At 54.4% G+C, this 20,420-nt stretch carries 19 protein-coding genes; 6 read left to right on the plus strand and 13 right to left on the minus strand.

What is annotated here, in order from left to right:
• Positions 1 to 31: 31 nt before the first annotated feature.
• Genes dxs through xseB form a run of 3 tightly spaced genes read right to left on the minus strand, consistent with a single transcriptional unit; the run spans position 32 to position 3,061 of the window.
• The gene (dxs, locus tag IM295_RS00610; RefSeq protein WP_193066077.1) at positions 32 to 1,894 is read right to left on the minus strand and encodes a 1-deoxy-D-xylulose-5-phosphate synthase; all 1,863 of its coding nucleotides are present in this window, start codon (positions 1,892 to 1,894) and stop codon (positions 32 to 34) included.
• Between the two features lie 24 nt (positions 1,895 to 1,918).
• Complete coding sequence (gene ispA / locus IM295_RS00615; protein WP_028012152.1) at positions 1,919 to 2,818, minus strand: (2E,6E)-farnesyl diphosphate synthase; 900 nt, start codon at positions 2,816 to 2,818, stop codon at positions 1,919 to 1,921.
• Positions 2,819 to 3,061: an exodeoxyribonuclease VII small subunit gene (xseB, locus tag IM295_RS00620; RefSeq protein ID WP_003859094.1), complete on the minus strand. Its 243-nt coding sequence runs from the start codon at positions 3,059 to 3,061 to the stop codon at positions 2,819 to 2,821.
• Positions 3,062 to 3,239: 178 nt separating this feature from the next.
• Here xseB and thiI point away from each other — a divergent pair, with 178 nt between their 5' ends.
• Positions 3,240 to 4,688, plus strand: coding sequence for a tRNA uracil 4-sulfurtransferase ThiI (gene thiI, locus IM295_RS00625; protein WP_045259896.1), 1,449 nt, complete (start codon positions 3,240 to 3,242; stop codon positions 4,686 to 4,688).
• Positions 4,689 to 4,775: 87 nt separating this feature from the next.
• On the opposite strand, the gene yajL is transcribed toward thiI, so the two are convergent.
• Complete coding sequence (gene yajL, locus IM295_RS00630) at positions 4,776 to 5,369, minus strand: protein deglycase YajL (RefSeq protein ID WP_045259897.1); 594 nt, start codon at positions 5,367 to 5,369, stop codon at positions 4,776 to 4,778.
• Positions 5,332 to 6,243 (minus strand): 2-dehydropantoate 2-reductase, encoded by a 912-nt coding sequence (gene panE, locus IM295_RS00635; protein WP_041911083.1) that lies wholly within the window; start codon positions 6,241 to 6,243, stop codon positions 5,332 to 5,334. Before panE ends, yajL begins: the two co-directional genes overlap by 38 nt.
• A gap of 121 nt (positions 6,244 to 6,364) precedes the next feature.
• On the opposite strand from panE, the gene IM295_RS00640 reads away from it, so the two are divergent.
• Positions 6,365 to 6,856 carry a YajQ family cyclic di-GMP-binding protein gene (locus tag IM295_RS00640; RefSeq protein ID WP_023293165.1) on the plus strand — a complete coding sequence of 164 codons (492 nt, stop codon included), beginning with the start codon at positions 6,365 to 6,367 and terminating at the stop codon, positions 6,854 to 6,856.
• Positions 6,857 to 6,888: 32 nt separating this feature from the next.
• Here the strand turns inward: IM295_RS00640 and IM295_RS00645 are convergent, their stop codons facing one another.
• The 8 genes from IM295_RS00645 to IM295_RS00680 all read right to left on the minus strand — a co-directional run bounded on the left by IM295_RS00645 (position 6,889) and on the right by IM295_RS00680 (position 15,760).
• Positions 6,889 to 8,250: an MFS transporter gene (locus IM295_RS00645; RefSeq protein WP_192971482.1), complete on the minus strand. Its 1,362-nt coding sequence runs from the start codon at positions 8,248 to 8,250 to the stop codon at positions 6,889 to 6,891.
• 148 nt (positions 8,251 to 8,398) lie between these two features.
• The gene (cyoE, locus tag IM295_RS00650; protein WP_003859062.1) at positions 8,399 to 9,286 is read right to left on the minus strand and encodes a heme o synthase; all 888 of its coding nucleotides are present in this window, start codon (positions 9,284 to 9,286) and stop codon (positions 8,399 to 8,401) included.
• Between the two features lie 11 nt (positions 9,287 to 9,297).
• A complete protein-coding gene (locus IM295_RS00655) occupies positions 9,298 to 9,624 on the minus strand; it encodes a cytochrome o ubiquinol oxidase subunit IV (protein WP_006176899.1) in 327 nt (108 codons plus the stop codon).
• On the minus strand, positions 9,624 to 10,238 hold the full coding sequence (locus IM295_RS00660) for a cytochrome o ubiquinol oxidase subunit III (protein WP_003859057.1): 615 nt from the start codon (positions 10,236 to 10,238) through the stop codon (positions 9,624 to 9,626). Before IM295_RS00660 ends, IM295_RS00655 begins: the two co-directional genes overlap by 1 nt.
• Positions 10,228 to 12,219: a cytochrome o ubiquinol oxidase subunit I gene (cyoB, locus tag IM295_RS00665; RefSeq protein WP_028012157.1), complete on the minus strand. Its 1,992-nt coding sequence runs from the start codon at positions 12,217 to 12,219 to the stop codon at positions 10,228 to 10,230. The genes IM295_RS00660 and cyoB overlap by 11 nt, the downstream gene beginning before the upstream one ends.
• A gap of 16 nt (positions 12,220 to 12,235) precedes the next feature.
• On the minus strand, positions 12,236 to 13,183 hold the full coding sequence (cyoA, locus tag IM295_RS00670) for a cytochrome o ubiquinol oxidase subunit II (protein WP_008503322.1): 948 nt from the start codon (positions 13,181 to 13,183) through the stop codon (positions 12,236 to 12,238).
• Between the two features lie 477 nt (positions 13,184 to 13,660).
• Complete coding sequence (gene ampG, locus IM295_RS00675) at positions 13,661 to 15,136, minus strand: muropeptide MFS transporter AmpG (protein WP_193066078.1); 1,476 nt, start codon at positions 15,134 to 15,136, stop codon at positions 13,661 to 13,663.
• A gap of 45 nt (positions 15,137 to 15,181) precedes the next feature.
• The gene (locus IM295_RS00680; protein ID WP_028012160.1) at positions 15,182 to 15,760 is read right to left on the minus strand and encodes a lipoprotein; all 579 of its coding nucleotides are present in this window, start codon (positions 15,758 to 15,760) and stop codon (positions 15,182 to 15,184) included.
• 306 nt (positions 15,761 to 16,066) lie between these two features.
• On the opposite strand from IM295_RS00680, the gene bolA reads away from it, so the two are divergent.
• From bolA to clpX, 4 genes are all read left to right on the plus strand, one after another.
• The gene (bolA, locus tag IM295_RS00685; protein ID WP_003859051.1) at positions 16,067 to 16,384 is read left to right on the plus strand and encodes a transcriptional regulator BolA; all 318 of its coding nucleotides are present in this window, start codon (positions 16,067 to 16,069) and stop codon (positions 16,382 to 16,384) included.
• A 330-nt stretch (positions 16,385 to 16,714) separates the two neighbouring features.
• Positions 16,715 to 18,013: a trigger factor gene (gene tig / locus IM295_RS00690; RefSeq protein ID WP_008503318.1), complete on the plus strand. Its 1,299-nt coding sequence runs from the start codon at positions 16,715 to 16,717 to the stop codon at positions 18,011 to 18,013.
• A 260-nt stretch (positions 18,014 to 18,273) separates the two neighbouring features.
• A complete protein-coding gene (gene clpP, locus IM295_RS00695; RefSeq protein WP_014069126.1) occupies positions 18,274 to 18,897 on the plus strand; it encodes an ATP-dependent Clp endopeptidase proteolytic subunit ClpP in 624 nt (207 codons plus the stop codon).
• Between the two features lie 125 nt (positions 18,898 to 19,022).
• Positions 19,023 to 20,297: an ATP-dependent protease ATP-binding subunit ClpX gene (gene clpX / locus IM295_RS00700; RefSeq protein WP_028012161.1), complete on the plus strand. Its 1,275-nt coding sequence runs from the start codon at positions 19,023 to 19,025 to the stop codon at positions 20,295 to 20,297.
• Positions 20,298 to 20,420 lie beyond the last annotated feature (123 nt).

Below are 20,420 nucleotides of genomic sequence, written 5' to 3' on the forward strand. Positions count from 1 at the left end.
TAAGCATAGCAGGAGCGGAAAAGGGGAGGGATCAGGCCAGCCAGCTGCGGATTCTGGCTTCGATACCGGCGGCGTCCAGGCCGATGTCGGAACGCGCCTCGTCCTGAGTGCCTTGCGGGATGAAGTGGTCCGGCAGGCCGAGGTTCAGCACCGGAACCAATTTACGGTTCGCCATCAGTACCTCGTTAACGCCGCTGCCCGCACCGCCCATGATGGCGTTCTCTTCCAGCGTGACCAGCACGTCGTGGCTTTCCGCCATGCTCAGAATCAGAGACTCATCGAGCGGCTTCACAAAGCGCATATCCACCAGCGTCGCGTTCAGGGCTTCAGCGACTTTTGCCGCTTCCGGCATCAGCGTACCAAAGTTCAGGATCGCCACTTTTTCGCCGCGACGTTTCACCAGACCTTTACCGATGTCCAGTTTTTCCAGCGGCTGAAGTTCAACGCCAAGGGCATTGCCGCGCGGATAACGTACCGCGCAGGGGCCGTCCTGATAGTGGTAGCCGGTATACAGCATCTGACGACACTCGTTTTCGTCGCTTGGCGTCATGATGACCATGTCCGGGATGCAGCGCAGGAAGGAGAGATCAAACGCCCCCTGGTGCGTCTGGCCGTCAGCCCCAACGATGCCCGCGCGATCGATAGCAAACAGCACCGGCAGCTTCTGAATGGCAACGTCATGGATCACCTGGTCGTAGGCGCGCTGCAGGAAGGTGGAATAAATCGCCACCACCGGCTTGTAGCCGCCAATCGCCAGCCCTGCCGCAAAGGTGACCGCGTGCTGCTCGGCAATGGCGACGTCGAAATACTGGTCCGGGTATTTTTTGGAGAACTCGACCATGCCGGAGCCTTCACGCATGGCAGGCGTGACCGCCATCAGCTTGTTATCTTTTGCCGCCGTTTCGCACAGCCAGTCGCCAAAGATTTTTGAGTAGCTTGGCATTCCGCCGCTGCTTTTCGGCAGGCAGCCGCTGGTATGGTCGAACTTTGGCACCGCGTGGAAGGTGATCGGATCTTTCTCCGCCGGTTCGTAGCCACGCCCTTTTTTGGTCATGATGTGCAGGAACTGCGGGCCTTTCAGGTCGCGCATGTTTTTAAGCGTGGTCACCAGACCCAGCACATCGTGCCCGTCCACCGGGCCGATATAGTTAAAGCCCAGCTCTTCGAACAGCGTGCCCGGCACGACCATGCCTTTGATGTGTTCTTCGGTACGCTTGAGCAGCTCTTTGATCGGCGGCACGCCGGAGAAAACTTTTTTCCCGCCTTCCCGCAGCGATGAGTAAAGCTTGCCGGAAAGCAGCTGCGCCAGATGGTTGTTCAGCGCGCCGACGTTCTCGGAGATCGACATTTCGTTATCGTTGAGGATAACCAGCATGTCAGGCTTGATATCGCCCGCGTGGTTCATGGCTTCAAAAGCCATCCCGGCGGTGATGGCCCCGTCGCCAATCACGCAGACGGTGCGGCGCTGCTTGTTCTCTTTCTCGGCGGCAACGGCAATACCGATGCCCGCAGAAATGGAGGTCGAGGAGTGGCCGACGCTCAGCACGTCATACTCGCTCTCACCGCGCCACGGGAACGGGTGCAGGCCGCCCTTCTGACGAATGGTGCCAATTTTATCGCGACGTCCGGTCAGAATTTTGTGCGGATAGGCCTGGTGGCCAACATCCCAGATCAGCTGATCGAACGGCGTGTTATAGACGTAATGCAACGCCACGGTCAGCTCAACCGTGCCAAGCCCGGAGGCGAAGTGGCCGCTGGAGCGGCTAACGCTGTCGAGCAGGTAGCGACGCAGCTCGTCACACAGCTTCGGCAGACTCTCTTTCGGCAACAGACGTAACTCCTGGGTGGAGTCAACTAACGCCAGTGTCGGGTATTTGGCAATATCAAAACTCATCAAAGGCTCATCGAGATATATAGTTTATTTATCACGCTGGATTATATAGTCCGCTAGCGCTTCCAGTGCCGAGGTATCCAGCGATTGCGCGGCCAGTTCATTCAGCGACTGGCGGGCATCGTCAATCAGATCCCGGGCTTTACGTTGGGCTTGCTCAAGACCCAGCAGGGCGGGATAGGTACTTTTGCCAAGCTGCTGGTCCGCACCCTGACGTTTACCCAATGTTGCAGTATCGCCCACCACATCCAGAATGTCATCCTGAACCTGGAATGCCAGACCGATACTTTCTGCGTATCTGTCCAGAATCGGCAGGGCTTTGCGCCCTTGCTCACCCGCGCTCAGCGCGCCCAGGCGAACGGCGGAACGAATAAGCGCGCCCGTCTTATGGCGATGAATACGCTCCAGCTGTTCCAGATTAACCTGACGACCTTCCGCTTCAAGATCCAGCGCCTGACCGCCGCACATGCCGGCCACGCCGCTGGCCATTGCCAGTTCGGAGATCATCGCCAGGCGGTCGCGGTCGGCCACTTCCGCCATCGGCGCATCACTGAGAATCGAGAACGCCAGCGTCTGCAAGGCATCGCCCGCCAGAATGGCATTCGCCTCGCCAAACTTAATGTGGCAGGTTGGCTGACCCCGGCGCAGATCGTCGTCGTCCATCGCCGGGAGATCGTCGTGGATCAGCGAGTAGGCATGGATGCACTCCACGGCGGCTGCCGGGGCGTCCAGCGTATTATCGCTGATGCCAAACATATTGCCCGTGGCATACACCAGGAACGGACGCAGGCGTTTACCCCCTAAGAGTGCGCCATAGTGCATGGCTTCAACCAGTGGAGTGTTCTGAAAAGGCTGCGGCTCAATAAAACGGCGTAGGGCGTCGTTGGCGCGAACGACGCGCGCCTGAAGCGCGTTGGTAAAATCCATTTACTCGGCGTCCGGTGTGAATGGCGTGGTTTTAGCGTCTTCGCTGTCGGAAAGCAGGATCTGCACACGCTGCTCGGCCTGCTGGAGTTTTACCTGCCCCTGGCGCGCAAGCTGCACACCGCGCTCAAATTCGTTGAGGGCGTCTTCCAGCGGTAAATCGCCGCTCTCGAGGCGGGTAACAATCTGCTCAAGCTCACTCAGCGCAGTTTCAAAACTGGCCGGTGCGTCGTTCTTCTTCGGCATAGTGAATTAACTCTTATATTCTTCGCCCCAACATGGTAACGGACTCGGGGCAATTATCAAATAACGCGAGTGGCGCGATGGTGGTATACTTGCGCGCCTGGATGCAGCCACGGGTGTGGGCTGCTGTATCATTTTCCACTACAAGCCTTTATAAGCTTGCCTAAGAAACATTGCCGCCATGAAGTTTATCATTAAATTGTTCCCTGAAATCACCATCAAAAGCCAATCTGTGCGTTTGCGCTTTATTAAAATTCTCACCGGGAACATTCGTAACGTATTAAAACATTACGACGAAACGCTCGCCGTGGTGCGTCACTGGGACCACGTTGAAGTCCGCGCGAAAGACGAAAGCAAACGCCTTGATATTCGCGACGCGCTGACCCGTATTCCAGGTATTCACCATATTCTGGAAGTGGAAGACGTTCCGTTCAGCGATATGCACGATATCTTCGAAAAGGCGCTTGTACAGTACCGCGACCAGATCGAAGGCAAAACCTTCTGCGTGCGCGTGAAGCGTCGCGGTAAGCACGAGTTTAGCTCGATTGAAGTCGAGCGCTACGTTGGCGGCGGTCTGAACCAGCACGTTGAGACGGCGCGCGTGCGCCTGACTAACCCGGACGTCACCGTTAACCTTGAGATCGAGAACGATCGTCTGCTGCTGGTTAAGGGCCGTTATGAAGGTATTGGCGGTTTCCCGATCGGCACGCAGGAAGATGTGCTGTCGCTGATCTCCGGCGGCTTCGACTCCGGCGTCTCCAGCTATATGCTGATGCGTCGCGGCTGCCGCGTGCACTACTGCTTCTTCAACCTCGGCGGCGCGGCGCATGAAATTGGCGTTCGTCAGGTGGCGCATTACCTGTGGAACCGCTTCGGCAGTTCCCACCGCGTGCGTTTTGTGGCGATCAACTTTGAGCCGGTAGTGGGCGAAATCCTTGAAAAAGTGGATGACGGCCAGATGGGCGTGATCCTCAAACGTATGATGGTGCGCGCGGCGTCCAAAGTCGCCGAGCGCTACGGCGTGCAGGCGCTGGTCACCGGCGAAGCGCTGGGCCAGGTCTCCAGCCAGACGCTGACCAACCTGCGTCTGATCGACAACGTATCAGATACGCTGATCCTGCGTCCGCTGATCTCCCACGATAAAGAGCACATCATCGACCTGGCGCGTGAAATCGGCACCGAAGACTTTGCCCGCACCATGCCGGAATACTGCGGCGTGATCTCAAAAAGCCCGACCGTCAAGGCAGTGAAGGCGAAGATCGAAGCGGAAGAAGAGAACTTCGATTTCAGCATCCTGGAAAGAGTGGTGGCAGAAGCGTCCAACATCGACATCCGCGAGATTGCCCAGCAGACCGAGCAGGAAGTGGTTGAAGTGGAAACCGTGAGCGGTTTCGGTGCGAACGATGCGATTCTGGATATCCGCTCCATTGACGAGCAAGATGACAAGCCGCTTAAGGTGGAAGGCGTAGAGGTGGTTTCTCTGCCGTTCTACAAGCTGAGCACTAAGTTTGGCGACCTCGATCAGAGCAAAACGTATCTGCTGTGGTGTGAGCGCGGGGTGATGAGCCGCCTGCAGGCGCTGTACCTGCGCGAGCAGGGATTCGCGAACGTGAAGGTGTATCGTCCGTAGCGTGCGGCCTGGCGCCCTCACATTAAAAACGGCAACCAAAGGTTGCCGTTTTGCTTTTACCTCGCGCCACCCGGCTTTTTTTATGCACTACTCTTCATAGTAATTATAAATCCCCGCCGGCATCACCAGCGACGACGCCACTTCGTAGGCCTTCTCCCGCCCGACCAGCAGATCAATAATCTTTAAGCCAAAATCAATCGCGGTGCCGGGTCCCTGGCTGGTCAGCAGGTTGACGCGCGGATCCCAGACGACGCGTTTATCCACCCAATGCTCCTCCGGGATCGTATCCTTAAGCCCCGGGAAGCCGGTCATATTGCCGATGGGGAAGATGTCGTGCGGAATCAGAACTGTTCCAGCGGCGGCACAGATTGCCGCGACGATGCGGCCGGACAGATGAAACTGACGCACGGTCTCGACCAACAGCGGGCTGTCGCGGAAACATTCCGCGCCTTTTAAGCCGCCGGGCAGGACGATGATGTCGTAATCGCCGTCAGCAACCTGGACAAGCGGTGCGTCTGCCAGGATTTTCACCCCTCGTGAACAGGTGATTGCCAGATTGCCGTCGCTGGCTACGCTGGCGGTTGTTACCTTAATGCCGCCACGTACCAGTAAATCAATAGTAGTGACCGCTTCCATCTCTTCGCTACCAGGAGCGAGGCAAATCAGTGCCGACGCGCTCATATTCACTCTCCTTACGTTTAACCAGGTCATACAGACGGGCGTTTTCCGGCACGGCGATGCCGTGCGAGCGGGCGCGCTTTAGCAGATAACCGGTAATGTAATCTATCTCCGTATGGCGTAATGCCCGAACGTCCTGCAGCATCGAGGAGATATTCTCAGCCGTACTCTCAATAACCTGCTCGACATAACAGCGTAAATCCTCTGCTGAGGTGTGCAGGCCTTCTCGCTCAATGACCGACGCGACTTCTGCACACAGGGACGCCACCTCCTGCGGATGGTTTTTCAGCTCCCCGTTCGGGCAGTTCCACAGCGCCGTCAGCGGATTGATCACGCAGTTTACGGCCAGCTTGCGCCACAACTGAGGGCGGATGTTGTTGTGCCAGGCGACGTCCGGCAAGACCTTTTGCAGAACATCGGCCAGATAGCTGTAGTCGCCATCCTGTGTTCTGGCCGGGCCGATGTGCGTCACGCCGCTGGCGACATGCACGATAATAGTCCCGTCGCGACGCGCAGCGTGGGTGGTGGTCGCCATTAGCAGAGGCTGCGGGACGCTTTTCAGCTCATCAAGGGTTCCCATACCGTTATGCAGCAGCAGAATGGGGGACGTGGGGGGGAGCTGCGCGGCCAGAGTCTTAACCGCATCTGAGACCTGCCACGCCTTGAGCGTCACCAGCAACAGGTCGCTTTGCGCCAGGAAATCAGGATCGTTCGCGGTGAGGGATTCGTTAAAAATGCTTCCGTCTTCACCAATCAGGTTGACACTGCAATAGGGCTGGGGCACGCGCAGCCAGCCCTGAACCTCATGTCCGTGCTTGCACAGCGCGGTCAGCCACAGCTGGCCGAGCGCTCCGCATCCGAGCACCGTAATTTTCATTGTTCCTCCTCACCTGCAACTGCGCCAGGTGTTACAGCTTAATTATACAGCTAAGCTTCTGTTGAGTTATGCCTCGTAGCGGGTATTATGCAACGCAACAAAAGTGAAGGGAGAAGAAAAGATGCCATCTTTCGATATTGTTTCCGAAGTTGATATCCAGGAAGTTCGCAACGGCGTTGAGAACGCAACCCGCGAAGTTGAGTCACGTTTCGATTTTCGTGGCGTTGAGGCGTCGTTTGAGCTGAACGACGCAAATAAGACCATTAAGGTGCTGAGCGAGTCTGATTTCCAGGTGAATCAGCTGCTCGACATTCTGCGCGCCAAGCTGTTAAAACGTGGCATCGAAGGAACGTCTCTGGACGTGCCGGACGAGTTTGTCCACAGCGGTAAGAACTGGTTTGTAGAAGCCAAACTGAAGCAGGGCATCGAGAGCGCGGTGCAGAAGAAGATCGTTAAGCTTATTAAAGACAGCAAGCTGAAGGTGCAGGCGCAGATCCAGGGCGAAGAAATTCGCGTGACCGGTAAATCTCGCGATGACCTCCAGTCCGTGATGGCGCTGGTGCGCGGCGGGGATTTGGGTCAACCTTTCCAGTTTAAAAACTTCCGCGATTAAGACAAAAAAGCCCGGTTCAACCGGGCTTTTTTTCAGGCCTTCAGCGCCTGCTCCACCTCAAAGCGGTTCGTCACTTTGCTGTCAATTTTGACATAAGCGCTGCGCTCTTCGGGGACAATCAGCACCTCTGTGACCCCTTCTTTTCCTTCCAGACGCTGCTTCAGCGCGTCGCTAATCTCCACGTCATCCGGGATTTCTACCCGCAGGCTGCTCACGTAGCGTGGCTCTTTCATGGTGCTGGCAACCAGCAGCCAGACTGTTGCCAGCAGCGCGCCCGCGAGAAACACGGTTTGTGAATCAAACAGGCCGTCGACCCAGCCGCCAAGCGAGCCGCCGATCGCCACGCCGAGGAACTGGCTGGTGGAGTAAATGCCCATTGCCGTGCCTTTGTAACCGGCGGGGGACTCTTTGCTGATCAGCGACGGCAGCAGCGCTTCCATCAGATTAAACGCCAGGAAGAAGAGCTGCACGCCTGCGATCAGCTCCCAGAAGTGCGGGCCGGCACCCCACAGCACGATCTCGGCAATCAGCAGTAACGCCACGCAGCCCACGAAGACGCGCTTCATTTTGCGCTTCACTTCGGCGTAGATGATGAACGGCACGACAGAGACAAACGAAATCAGCATCGTGACCAGATAAATTTTCCAGTGCTCGGCCGCCGGGAAACCTGCTGCGGCAAGCTGGCCGGGCAGGGCGACGAAGGTGGACATCAGCAGAATATGCAGGCACATAATGCCGAAGTTAAGCTTTAGCAGACGCGGCTCGGCGATGACTTTGCTAAAGCAGCCTTTAACCATCCCGGATTCACGGTTAAGGACGTGATTTTTACTGTCTGGCACAACCCACAGGGTGAGTGCGATCCCGATAGTCGCCAGCACCGCAATCATCCAGAACAGGGCGTGCAGACCCAGTTTGTGCGTAATGATGGGACCGAGCACCATCGCAATCGCAAACGTTACGCCAAAGCTCACGCCGATGAACGCCATCGCTTTGGTGCGGTTTTGCTCACGGGTTAAATCTGACAGCAGCGCCATCACCGCGGCGGCAATCGCACCGGAGCCCTGCAGGGCGCGGCCCAAAATAATGCCCCAGATGGAGTGGGAGAGGGCGGCAATAACGCTCCCGAGCACAAAGATCAGCAGCCCGCCGACAATCAGCGGCTTGCGGCCCACCCGATCAGAGAGCAGGCCAAAGGGGATCTGGAAAATTGCCTGCGCCAGGCCGTAGATACCGATCGCCAGACCAATCAGCGCTTCGCTGGCACCCTGTAACGCCATGCCGTACGTGGTCAGAACGGGCAGGACCATAAACATGCCAAGCATCCGCAGCGAGAAAACAGTCCCTAAACCCCAGGTCGCACGCAGCTCGCCCGGCGTCATTTTATAATCGTTCATTACCACCTCAGTTCAAAAGCAGGCCATAGTGTAGTGCGGGAAAGGGGCGGGGTAAATAAAGGCTTATTTAACAAATATTACATGCGTAATTAATAGATTTCGTGAATAAAAAAGGGTGCCGAAGCACCCTTTTCATCATCACATAAACTTACCAGACGTAAGTCAGCAGGTTTTGCGAGTCCGGCACCATGAAGTCTACGGACATCATCACGGACAGGGAGGTGATGGCGACAATCGAGAACACAAACAGCTTGCGCGCCCAGACTTTGTCATCTTCCACCTTGTAGCCGCGCAGGGCCATGCCGAGCCACCAGACGCTCACCGCGGCTGCTACCACCAGATATTTATATCCGGCGTAACCGCCCAGAGAGAGCATCAGCGTTGCCACGGCAAAGGCGATGATATACAGCGTGATGTGGTTCTTGGCAACCGAGATACCTTTCACGACCGGCAGAACCGGAATGTTCGCCGCCTGATAATCCTTGAAGCGGAAAATCGCGATGGCATAGGAGTGCGGCATCTGCCACAGGCTAAAGATAGCCAGCAGGATGAGCGCACCGCTGTCGAACTCGTTCGTGACGGCGCAGTAGCCAATCACCGGCGGCGCAGCGCCGGAGAGAGAACCAATCAGCGTGCCGTAGACGGAGTGACGCTTCATATACAGGCTGTAGACGCCTACATACACCACGAACCCCATCACCCCCAGCCAGCAGGCCAGCGGGTTAGCACCAAACCACAGCAGCATAAAGCCAGCAATACCCAGCAAGGTGGCGTACACCAGCGAGACGGAAGGGGCAATCAGGCCTTTAACCAGCACCCGATTCTTGGTCCTTTCCATCTTCTTGTCGATATCCATGTCGATGTAGTTGTTAAATACACAACCGGACGCAACCACCAGTGACACACCGACCAGCGTGTAAATAAAGAGGGTGTAATCAATGCTGCCTTTAGAGGCCAGCAGGAACCCTCCGATTACGGAGATCAGGTTGCCAAAGATGATGCCTGGTTTCGTGACTTGCAGGTATTGCTTAAACATACTCGCCGCTCTTAGTGAACCATCATGTTGTAGTTGAGGTTCCACATAATCCAGATGGAACCGACTACCAGGATAGCGATGATAATCACGGTAAAGATAAAGGCAGTCATATTCCAGCCTTCATCGGACTTGGTGTTCATGTGCAGGAAGCAAACCAGATGCACCAGAATCTGAATCACCGCGGTCACCAGGATTGCTCCCAGGATAACCGGCTTGGACGCAGAACCGCTCATCACCATCCAGAACGGGATCACCGTCAGGATGATCGACAGGATGAAACCTGTCATGTAGGTTTTTACGCTGCCGTGGGAAGCGCCATGATCGTTAGAATGACTCATTACATCGCCCCCATCAGATAGACAACAGAGAACACGCAGATCCATACCACGTCCAGGAAGTGCCAGAACAGGCTCAGGCACATGATACGGGTACGGTTAGTGCTGGTCAGGCCGCGGCGGGAGATCTGGAACATCAGTACTGCCATCCAGATCAGACCCGAGGTCACGTGCAGACCGTGGGTACCCACCAGCGCGAAGAACGCGGACAGGAAGCCACTGCGATCCGGACCGAAGCCTTCCATAATCAGGTGGTGGAATTCATAGATTTCCATCCCGATAAAGCCAGCACCAAACAGCCAGGTCAACGCCAGCCAGGAGACAACCTGGCTCTTGTTGTTTTTGTACATGGCGATAGCCGCCATGCCGTAGGTGATGGAGCTGAATAACAGCAGTGCGGTTTCAACCAGAACGAACGGCAGTTCAAAGATGTCCTTGCCGGTCGGGCCGCCCGCTGTGCCGTTCACCAGAACGGCATAGGTCGCGAACAGACAGCAGAACAGAATGCAGTCGCTCATCAGGTAGATCCAGAAACCGAAGACTTTGGTCGGTCCTGTATCATGGTGCGCATGTTCATGCGCGTGGGCAGTTGAGTGCGCCAGAGTATCAGTTGCCATTTTTCAGCCCCGCTTTAGAAATCTCGTCGAAATGCTGATTTTCCAGCTTTTCAACTTCACGGACTGGTACGTAGTAGTCCACGTCCTCGTCAAAGCTCTTCACAATCCAGCTGATTACGATGCCAGCGAAGCCAACAATCGCCATCCACCAGATGTGCCAGATCATTGCGAAACCAAATACCGTTGCGAAAGCGGCAATCACGATGCCCGCAGCGCTGTTTTTCGGCATATGGATCTCTTCGTAATGCTCAGGTTGCTTGTACGCTTCACCTTTTTCTTTCATTTCCCAGAATGCGTCACGCTCGTGAATGTGCGGCACTACGGCAAAGTTATAGAACGGTGGTGGAGAAGAGGTTGCCCACTCCAGCGTACGGCCACCCCATGGGTCACCGGTCAGGTCGCGGTTCAGGTTACGGTCGCGGATGGACACGTAGTACTGAATCAGCTGGCACAGAATACCGCAGGCAATCAGCGCTGCACCGCCCGCTGCAACCATCAGCATTGGGTGGAACTGCGGATCGATCTGCTGGCTCAGACGACGGGTCATGCCCATGAAGCCCAGCACGTACAGCGGCATAAACGCCACGAAGAAGCCAATGATCCAGAACCAGAACGCGCGTTTACCCCAGGTTTCGTTCAGCGTGAAGCCAAACGCCTTAGGCCACCAGTAAGTCACACCTGCGAAGCAGCCGAAGACCACACCGCCGATGATAACGTTATGGAAGTGCGCAATCAGGAACAGGCTGTTGTGCAGAACGAAGTCAGCACCTGGCACCGCCAGCAGTACGCCGGTCATCCCACCTACGGAGAAGGTCACGATGAAGCCGATGGTCCACAGCATTGCTGAGTGGAACACGATACGGCCCTGGTACATGGTGAACAGCCAGTTGAAGATCTTCACCCCGGTAGGGATGGCGATAATCATGGTGGTGATACCGAAGAAGGCGTTTACGTTCGCGCCCGCACCCATGGTAAAGAAGTGGTGCAGCCAAACGATGAACGACAGAACGGTAATACACACGGTTGCCCACACCAGAGAGGTGTAACCAAACAGACGCTTACGCGAGAAGGTTGCCGCGATTTCGGAGAACACACCGAAGACAGGCAGAACCAGAATGTACACTTCCGGGTGACCCCAGGCCCAAATCAGGTTGATGTACATCATCATGTTGCCACCCATATCATTCGTGAAGAAATGGGTGCCCAGGTAGCGGTCCAGGGTCAGCAGCGCGATGGTGACGGTCAGAATTGGGAACGACGCGATAATCAGTACGTTGGCGCACAGAGATGCCCAGGTAAATACTGGCATCTTGAACATCGTCATACCTGGTGCACGCATCTTCAGGATGGTCACGAAGAAGTTGATACCGGTCAGGGTGGTACCGACACCGGAGAGCTGAAGCGCCCAAATCCAGTAGTCAACGCCTACACCCGGACTGTACTCAATTCCCGAAAGCGGTGGGTAAGCCAGCCAGCCGGTCTGTGCGAATTCGCCCACGCCCAGTGACAGGTTAACCAGGATTACACCGACAACCGTGAACCAGAAGCTCAGGTTGTTCAGGAACGGGAACGCTACGTCGCGCGCGCCAATTTGCAGCGGAACGACAACGTTCATCAGACCGATTACCAGCGGCATCGCCACGAAGAAGATCATGATAACGCCGTGGGCGGTAAAGATCTGATCGTAGTGGTGCGGTGGCAGGAAGCCGGCTTCGCCCGCAGACGCGAGTGCCTGCTGGCTACGCATCATGATTGCATCCGCAAAGCCACGAATTAACATGACGATACCGACGATGCAGTACATGATACCGAGTTTTTTGTGGTCAACCGAAGTCAGCCACTCATTCCACAGGTAGCTCCACTTACCGAAGTAAGTGATCAGGCCAACTAAGGCCGCGCCACCAATGATAATTGCAGCCACCGTAACCATGATAATCGGTTCATGGTAGGGCACTGCATCCAGTGTCAATTTTCCGAACATTTTCTTCCTCGGCCCCTTAGTGAGCGGTTTCCGCGTGGCTCATGTCCATGCCTTCCATACCTTCGTGCGCGCTGTGCTCGCCTTCTGGCTGGGTCATGTCCATGCTCTTGCCGTGATCCATAAATTTGCCAATAACGTCTTTGAACAAATCTGGTTTCACGTTAGAGAAGTACTCCACCTTGTTGTATTCGCTAGGTGCAGCCACTTTTTCGAACGCCGCCATGTCAGACATGGTGTTTGGAGACTGCTTCGCTTTTTCAACCCACTGGTCGAAAGCGGCACGGTCCGGCGTCGCAATAGCTTTGAACTTCATACCTGAGAAGCCCGGGCCGCTATAGCTGGCGGAGATACCATCGTAGGTGCCTGCTTCATTCGCGATCAGATGCAGGTTCGTCTGCATACCGGCCATCGCGTAAATCTGGCTACCCAGACGCGGGATGAAGAAGGAGTTCATTACGGAGTTGGAGGTCACTTTGAACTGAACCGGAGTGTTCGCCGGGAAGGCGATTTCATTCACGGTAGCAATGCCCTGCTCTGGATAGATGAAGAACCATTTCCAGTCCATGGAGACCACTTCAATGGTAATAGGTTTTTCATCGTGAACCAGCGGCTTGCTTGGCTCAAGTGCGTGAGTGGTTTTCCAGGTCAGTACGGCAAGGAACAGGATGATCAGGATAGGTACCGTCCAGACCACAGCTTCAACTTTGTTGGAGTGTGACCAGTTCGGGCTATACTTCGCATCTTTATTGCTCGCACGATACTTCCAGGCGAAACCAACAGCCATCAAAATGGCAGGAATAACCACAATCAACATCAGGCCAAAAGCCGTCAATATCAGTGAACGTTGTTCCAGTCCAATCTGTCCTTTGGGGTCTAGTAGTGCAGAATCACAGCCACTGAGTAATACAGTACCTGCGAATAATGACAACCATCCCAAACTTTTATTGTATTTCCTGAGTCTCATTTAACGACCTCAATTCCACGGGAGTCTGGTGGCGTTTAAAGTGTGCGGGCATTTTACGGGAAGGTTACATTACTGTAAACATCATTAGGCCTGTGTCAGGAAGGTGTTACCGGGTTCTGCCGCACGTGTCACAAGTGTTGCAGATTATGTCGGTTTTTATGACCGAAGCCGCATGATATGGGCTTTATAACGAAAGGACCCCCAAGCATACCCTAAAAGGGGCAATTGGTATAACCATTGTTAAAAATATACAAAAAATTAACAATTAATTATCAATAAAAAGACATCTAAAAAACGAAAAATCAAACTTTCCAATGCTGAATCGTTTAATGAAAAATAGCGTTTTGGAATTGGCTCCAATAATTTCCAAATCCTATCCCGCACAAAACAACAAATATTTTTTTAGCGGCTGTTGGCTATTTCACCGTTATAATTTCGGTTAGTGATTACAACGGGAAATAACCTTTCACTTTTTCTTCAGGTCATCTGCGTTTTACGCAATGCCATAAAATCGAGCAGACCGCCCGTCAGGATCCCGGCGATGGCCAGCAGGGCTCCTGCGTCCAGCAGAAGAGCTTCGAGGGGGAGCGCCAGAGACGTACTGGCGTTAACGATAAGTACCACAAGCCATAGCGCCAGCGCGCCGCAGCCCGCCATTAGCAGACGTAACGCAAATCGGTAGGCACGGTGATATTCAGTACGCGGCATAAAGTGTTCGGTCCGTTGGGTATATTCCAGCGTCTGGCGACACACCAGCAATAATAAAATCCCCGGCACGGCAGCCGCGACGGAGAAGAGATAAAACGTTGGCCAGCCGTGGGCTTCTACAAACCAGCCGGCAATCGGACCTACGTACACGCGGCCAACGGCAGAGAGCGCCGAGAGCAGCGCAAACTGCGTAGCGGAAAACGATTTATTGCACAGGGTCATCAGCAGGGCGACAAACGCCGCCGTCCCCATGCCGCCACAGAGATTTTCAAAGAACACCGCCGCGGCCATGCTGAACATATGCTTGTCAGTCACCGACAGCAGCCAGTAGCCCGCGTTAGATGCGCCCTGCAGGATGCCGAAGATCAGCAGCGCGCGGAACAGCGTCAGGCGCTGCATCAATACACCGCCATAAAGCGCACCGACGATGGTCGCAAACAGCCCCAGCGTTTTATTCACCACGCCCACTTCACCGGCATCAAAACCGACGCCGCGGATCAGGAAGGTGGTGGTCAGGCTCATGGCAAAGGCATCGCCCAGCTTATAAAGGACGATGAGCAGCAGGATCAGCCAGGCATTGTTGCGGCCAAAAAAGTCACGCAGCGGTTCGGCCACGGCCTGTTCCAGCGAGCGGGGAACCGGAATGACGTCGCTCGGTTCGGGTGCAAATAGCGTAGCGATAATGCAGGGGATGAGCAGGGCAGCCATCAGCCAGTACATACCCTGCCAGCCGAGATAACGGTCGGCCAGCCACAACGCCAGCCCGCCGGAGACCAGCATCCCGAGGCGATAGCCCAGCACGCTGATCGCCGCACCGGCCCCGCGCTCTTCCGCAGGTAACACGTCCGTCTTCCAGGCGTCGAACACGATATCCTGAGAGGCGGAACAGAAGGCTATCACCACCGCAAGCGCGGCCATCCAGCGGAGCTGTGTGGTCGGCTCAAGAAAGCCCATCGCCGCAATCGCCAGCAGCAGCAGGACCTGTGTTATCACTAACCAGCCGCGACGACGCCCCAGAAACGGCGGCGTATAGCGATCCATCACCGGCGACCACAGGAACTTAAAGACATACGCCTGACCGACAAGCGAGAAGAAACCAATGGTTTTGAGATCGATGTTCTCAACCGTCATCCACGCCTGAAGCGTGCCGGAGGTGAGCGCGAGGGGTAAACCGGAGGCAAAGCCGAGGATCAGCAGAATTGCTGATTTCGGTTGCTGGAAAATGCGTAAGTAGTGACTGGACATGTTCTTATGAACTGACCCGGTGAAGCACCGGGCCAGTGAGCAGGATTAACGTGCGTTCTGCTTGATAAAGTCGTGAATGCTGGTGTCCTGCGCCATATCGGCGATGGTGTCCGTCAGCACGCTGTTAACGGCGTTAGCAATATTCTTGTTAGAGGCCTGGAACGCGCCTTCAACAGAGTAGCTGGCGCGGTAGTTTTTGGTCATCTTGTTGCCGTTCTTCGCGGTGGCAATGATGGCGATATCCGCTTTGGTCGCAATGTTGTAGCGCACGTTGCCCTGAGAGACGTCTGCGTACAGGTTGTTGACGATAATCTGCAGATCAACCGCGCCGCTTGGGCCAATCATGTAGCCGCGAGCGGTCATTTGCTTCTCAAGCACTTCCTGCAGCAGGAAGCGCAGGTCGCGGGACGCGGTCAGCGTCACCTGCTGGTTGTCGCGGGTCACTTTTGCCAGCGCCTGGTCCTGACGCTGATCGGCACCGTTAATGCTCACGGTGACGCCCATCAGGCTTGGGTCCTGCTGAGGCAGGGTGATTTTTGGTGAGACATCAATAGTGGTAGGCGGAGTCGCACAGCCTGCCAGCATAAAAAGGGCTACCAACGGAAAGAAGAGTTTTTTAAACATTTTCAGGTTCTCAACGAATCGTAAGCATTAAAGAGAGAAAAATTGCCGCCATCATATCATCGACTACGGCCAGGGGAAGTGGTCAACGCATGTAAATTCATCGTCTTGTCTGAAAACTGACCAGCTCATCCTTTTTCTCCTCCCGCCAGAGACGACAGGTATGAGTCTCACAGTGAACTTCATGCATTTGAATGAGAAAATCAGACGAAAGCTAAATATTTGTTGTCAAGGTGTAATGGAAACGGTAAAAGCGGCTAACATTTAAAGGGATGGGTGACATCTTAGCGTTGTCGGAGGAGTAATTTCATGATGATACGTGAACAGATAGAAGAAAAATTAAGGGCAGCGTTCAACCCTGTGTTCCTCGAAGTCGTCGACGAAAGCTATCGTCATAACGTGCCGGCAGGTTCTGAAAGCCACTTTAAAGTGGTTCTGGTTAGCGATCGCTTCACGGGAGAACGTTTCCTGAACCGACATCGCCTGATCTACAGCACCTTGACGGAAGAACTCTCCACGACCGTGCATGCGCTGGCACTGCATACCTACACCATTAAGGAATGGGAAGGCTTGCAGGATACGGTTTTTGCGTCGCCGCCGTGTCGCGGTGCAGGCACCATCGCCTGATAAATCGGATTTGCAACGGCTGGAGCTTTTCCAGTATGTTGCTTACAGATTTCCTCAAAACGGCCTTCGGGCCGTTTTGTTTTGTCTGAGTTTTGAGCGGATGGTGCGATTTTAAGGCTAAAAATAGCCTTAAAGTGTGAAAAAAGCCGCAGCAACATGCTCCAACCGTTCTCGACTCACCTAAGTGATGCCGCTATAATGCCGCGTCTTATTGAATGTCTTCGGGATGATTCTGGCGACAGGGAATGTGAATCTGCACTAAGAGAGCATCCCGGTATAACAGACAGATTCAGAGTTGACCGAGCACTGTGTTTTTTTTGAGGTAACAAGATGCAAGTTTCAGTTGAAACCACTCAAGGCCTTGGCCGCCGTGTAACGATTACTATCGCTGCTGACAGCATCGAAACTGCTGTGAAAAGCGAGCTGGTCAACGTAGCAAAAAAAGTACGTATTGACGGCTTCCGTAAGGGCAAAGTACCAATGAATGTTGTTGCTCAGCGTTATGGCGCTTCCGTGCGTCAGGATGTGCTGGGTGAACTGATGAGCCGCAACTTTATCGACGCGATCATCAAAGAAAAAATCAATCCAGCCGGCGCGCCAAACTACGTGCCTGGCGAATACAAACTGGGCGAAGACTTCACCTACTCCGTAGAGTTCGAAGTGTACCCGGAAGTTGAGCTGAAAGGCCTGGAATCTATCGAAGTTGAAAAACCGATCGTTTCCGTGACTGACGAAGACGTTGACGGCATGCTGGACACCCTGCGTAAGCAGCAGGCGAACTGGAAAGAGAAAGAAGGCGCTGTTGACGCGGAAGACCGCGTAACCATCGACTTCACCGGTTCTGTAGACGGCGAAGAGTTCGAAGGCGGCAAAGCGTCTGACTTCGTACTGGCAATGGGCCAGGGTCGTATGATCCCAGGCTTCGAAGACGGCATCAAAGGCCACAAAGCGGGCGAAGAGTTCACCATCGACGTGACCTTCCCTGAAGAGTACCACGCTGAAAACCTGAAAGGTAAAGCAGCGAAGTTCGTCATCAACCTGAAGAAAGTTGAAGAGCGCGAACTGCCAGAACTGACTGAAGAGTTCATCAAGCGTTTCGGCGTGGAAGATGGTTCTGTTGCTGGCCTGCGTACCGAAGTGCGTAAGAACATGGAGCGCGAGCTGAACGGTGCTGTGCGTAACCGCGTGAAATCTCAGGCGATTGAAGGTCTGGTAAAAGCGAACGAAATCGACGTTCCTGCTGCCCTGATCGACAGCGAAATCGACGTGCTGCGCCGTCAGGCTGCACAGCGCTTCGGTGGCAACCAGCAGCAAGCGATGGAACTGCCGCGCGAGCTGTTCGAAGAGCAAGCGAAACGCCGCGTTGTTGTTGGCCTGCTGCTGGGCGAAGTGATTCGTACCCACGAGCTGAAAGCTGACGAAGAACGTGTGAAGGGCCTGATCGAAGAGATGGCGTCTGCATACGAAGATCCATCAGAAGTGATCGAGTTCTACGGTAAGAACAAAGAGCTGATGGACAACATGCGCAACGTCGCACTGGAAGAGCAGGCTGTTGAAGCGGTACTGGCGAAAGCGAAAGTGACCGAAAAAGCGACCTCTTTCAACGAACTGATGAACCAGCAGGCGTAATTTCGCTCTAACGGTTTAAAGTTTGAACAAAAAACCCGTTGCCTTCCGGCGACGGGTTTTTTTTATCGCTGCATGGGTTCTGGAAGGGTGCTAAAACGCCCTTTCAGTGTTAGCGTTACAACAAAAGGTTGTTATGCTTGAAATAGGGCGTGGCGAACCCCATAAGTATGTAATCACGATGATTGAGACTGGCTGATAATCCGTCCATAAGGTTACAATCAGTACAGCAGGTGTTTTCAATTTTGAACCAGGAGACGGAAATGTCATACAGTGGCGAACGAGATAACTTTGCACCCCATATGGCGCTGGTGCCAATGGTTATTGAACAGACCTCACGCGGTGAGCGTTCTTTCGATATCTATTCCCGTCTGCTCAAGGAACGCGTTATCTTTCTGACCGGCCAGGTAGAAGACCATATGGCTAACCTGATCGTGGCGCAGATGCTGTTCCTGGAAGCGGAAAACCCGGAAAAAGACATTTACCTGTACATCAACTCGCCTGGCGGTGTGATTACGGCGGGCATGTCCATTTATGACACCATGCAGTTCATCAAGCCAGATGTCAGCACTATCTGTATGGGGCAGGCTGCATCCATGGGGGCCTTCCTGTTAACCGCAGGGGCGAAAGGTAAGCGTTTCTGCCTGCCTAACTCCCGCGTGATGATTCATCAGCCGCTGGGGGGTTACCAGGGGCAGGCGACGGATATCGAAATCCACGCCCGCGAAATTCTGAAAGTAAAAGCGCGCATGAATGAACTTATGGCGCAGCATACAGGTCAATCTCTTGAGCAGATCGAGCGCGATACCGAGCGCGATCGCTTCCTCTCTGCTCCAGAGGCAGTTGAGTACGGCTTAGTCGACTCCGTATTGACCCATCGTAATTGATGCCCGCGACGCGAGTGTGCCGCTATACTAAGGTAGGGCGGCACGCTGCTTAAAGCACACGCGTCTTAGAATGGCATTTGCGTCGTCATGTGCGGCACAAAGAACTTAAAAAGAGGTTTGGACTCATGACAGATAAACGCAAAGATGGTTCGGGCAAACTGCTGTACTGCTCTTTTTGCGGCAAAAGCCAGCATGAAGTGCGTAAACTGATTGCCGGGCCGTCCGTGTATATCTGCGACGAATGCGTCGATTTATGTAACGACATCATTCGCGAAGAGATTAAAGAAGTTGCGCCGCACCGTGAGCGTAGCGCATTGCCAACGCCGCATGAGATTCGTCATCACCTTGACGACTATGTCATCGGTCAGGAGCAGGCCAAGAAAGTGCTGGCGGTGGCGGTATACAACCACTACAAACGTCTGCGTAACGGCGACACCAGCAATGGCGTAGAACTGGGCAAAAGTAACATTCTGCTGATCGGGCCAACCGGCTCCGGTAAAACGCTGCTGGCGGAAACCCTGGCGCGCCTGCTGGATGTTCCGTTTACCATGGCGGATGCCACCACCCTGACCGAAGCCGGTTATGTGGGTGAAGACGTTGAGAACATCATTCAGAAGCTGCTGCAGAAGTGCGATTACGACGTTCAGAAAGCACAGCGCGGGATTGTTTATATTGATGAGATCGACAAGATCTCCCGTAAATCAGACAACCCGTCCATCACCCGTGACGTGTCGGGTGAAGGCGTGCAGCAGGCCCTGCTGAAGCTGATCGAAGGTACGGTTGCGGCCGTTCCGCCGCAGGGTGGACGCAAACATCCGCAGCAGGAGTTCCTGCAGGTCGATACCTCCAAGATCCTGTTCATTTGCGGCGGCGCGTTTGCTGGTCTGGATAAAGTCATTTCCCACCGTGTTGAAACCGGCTCCGGCATCGGTTTTGGCGCAACGGTGAAGGCGAAGTCCGAGAAAGCCAACGAAGGTGAACTGCTTTCGCAGGTTGAGCCTGAAGATCTGATCAAATTTGGTCTGATCCCTGAATTCATTGGCCGTCTGCCGGTTGTGGCAACGCTGAATGAGCTGAGCGAAGACGCGCTGATTCAGATCCTGAAAGAGCCGAAAAATGCGCTGACCAAGCAGTATCAGGCGCTGTTCAATCTGGAAGGCGTTGAGCTGGAATTCCGTGACGAAGCGCTGGATGCGATTGCCAAGAAAGCGATGGCCCGTAAAACCGGTGCGCGTGGTTTGCGCTCTATCGTTGAAGCGGCATTGCTCGACACCATGTACGATCTGCCGTCGATGGAAGACGTTGAAAAAGTGGTTATCGACGAGTCCGTGATCGGCGGCCAATCCAAGCCGCTGCTGATTTACGGTAAACCGGAAGCCCAGCAGGCATCTGGCGAATAATTCACCAAATCATACAAGCAGTTAATCAAAAAGGGGGGATTTTATCTCCCCTTTACTTTTTCCGTATTCATAGCGTTGAATGTGTGGGAAACATCCCCATATACTGGATACATGTTAATGGTT

The sequence above is a fragment of the Enterobacter cloacae complex sp. P14RS genome, from assembly GCF_014895895.1.
Taxonomy (GTDB): Bacteria; Pseudomonadota; Gammaproteobacteria; order Enterobacterales; family Enterobacteriaceae; genus Enterobacter; species Enterobacter bugandensis.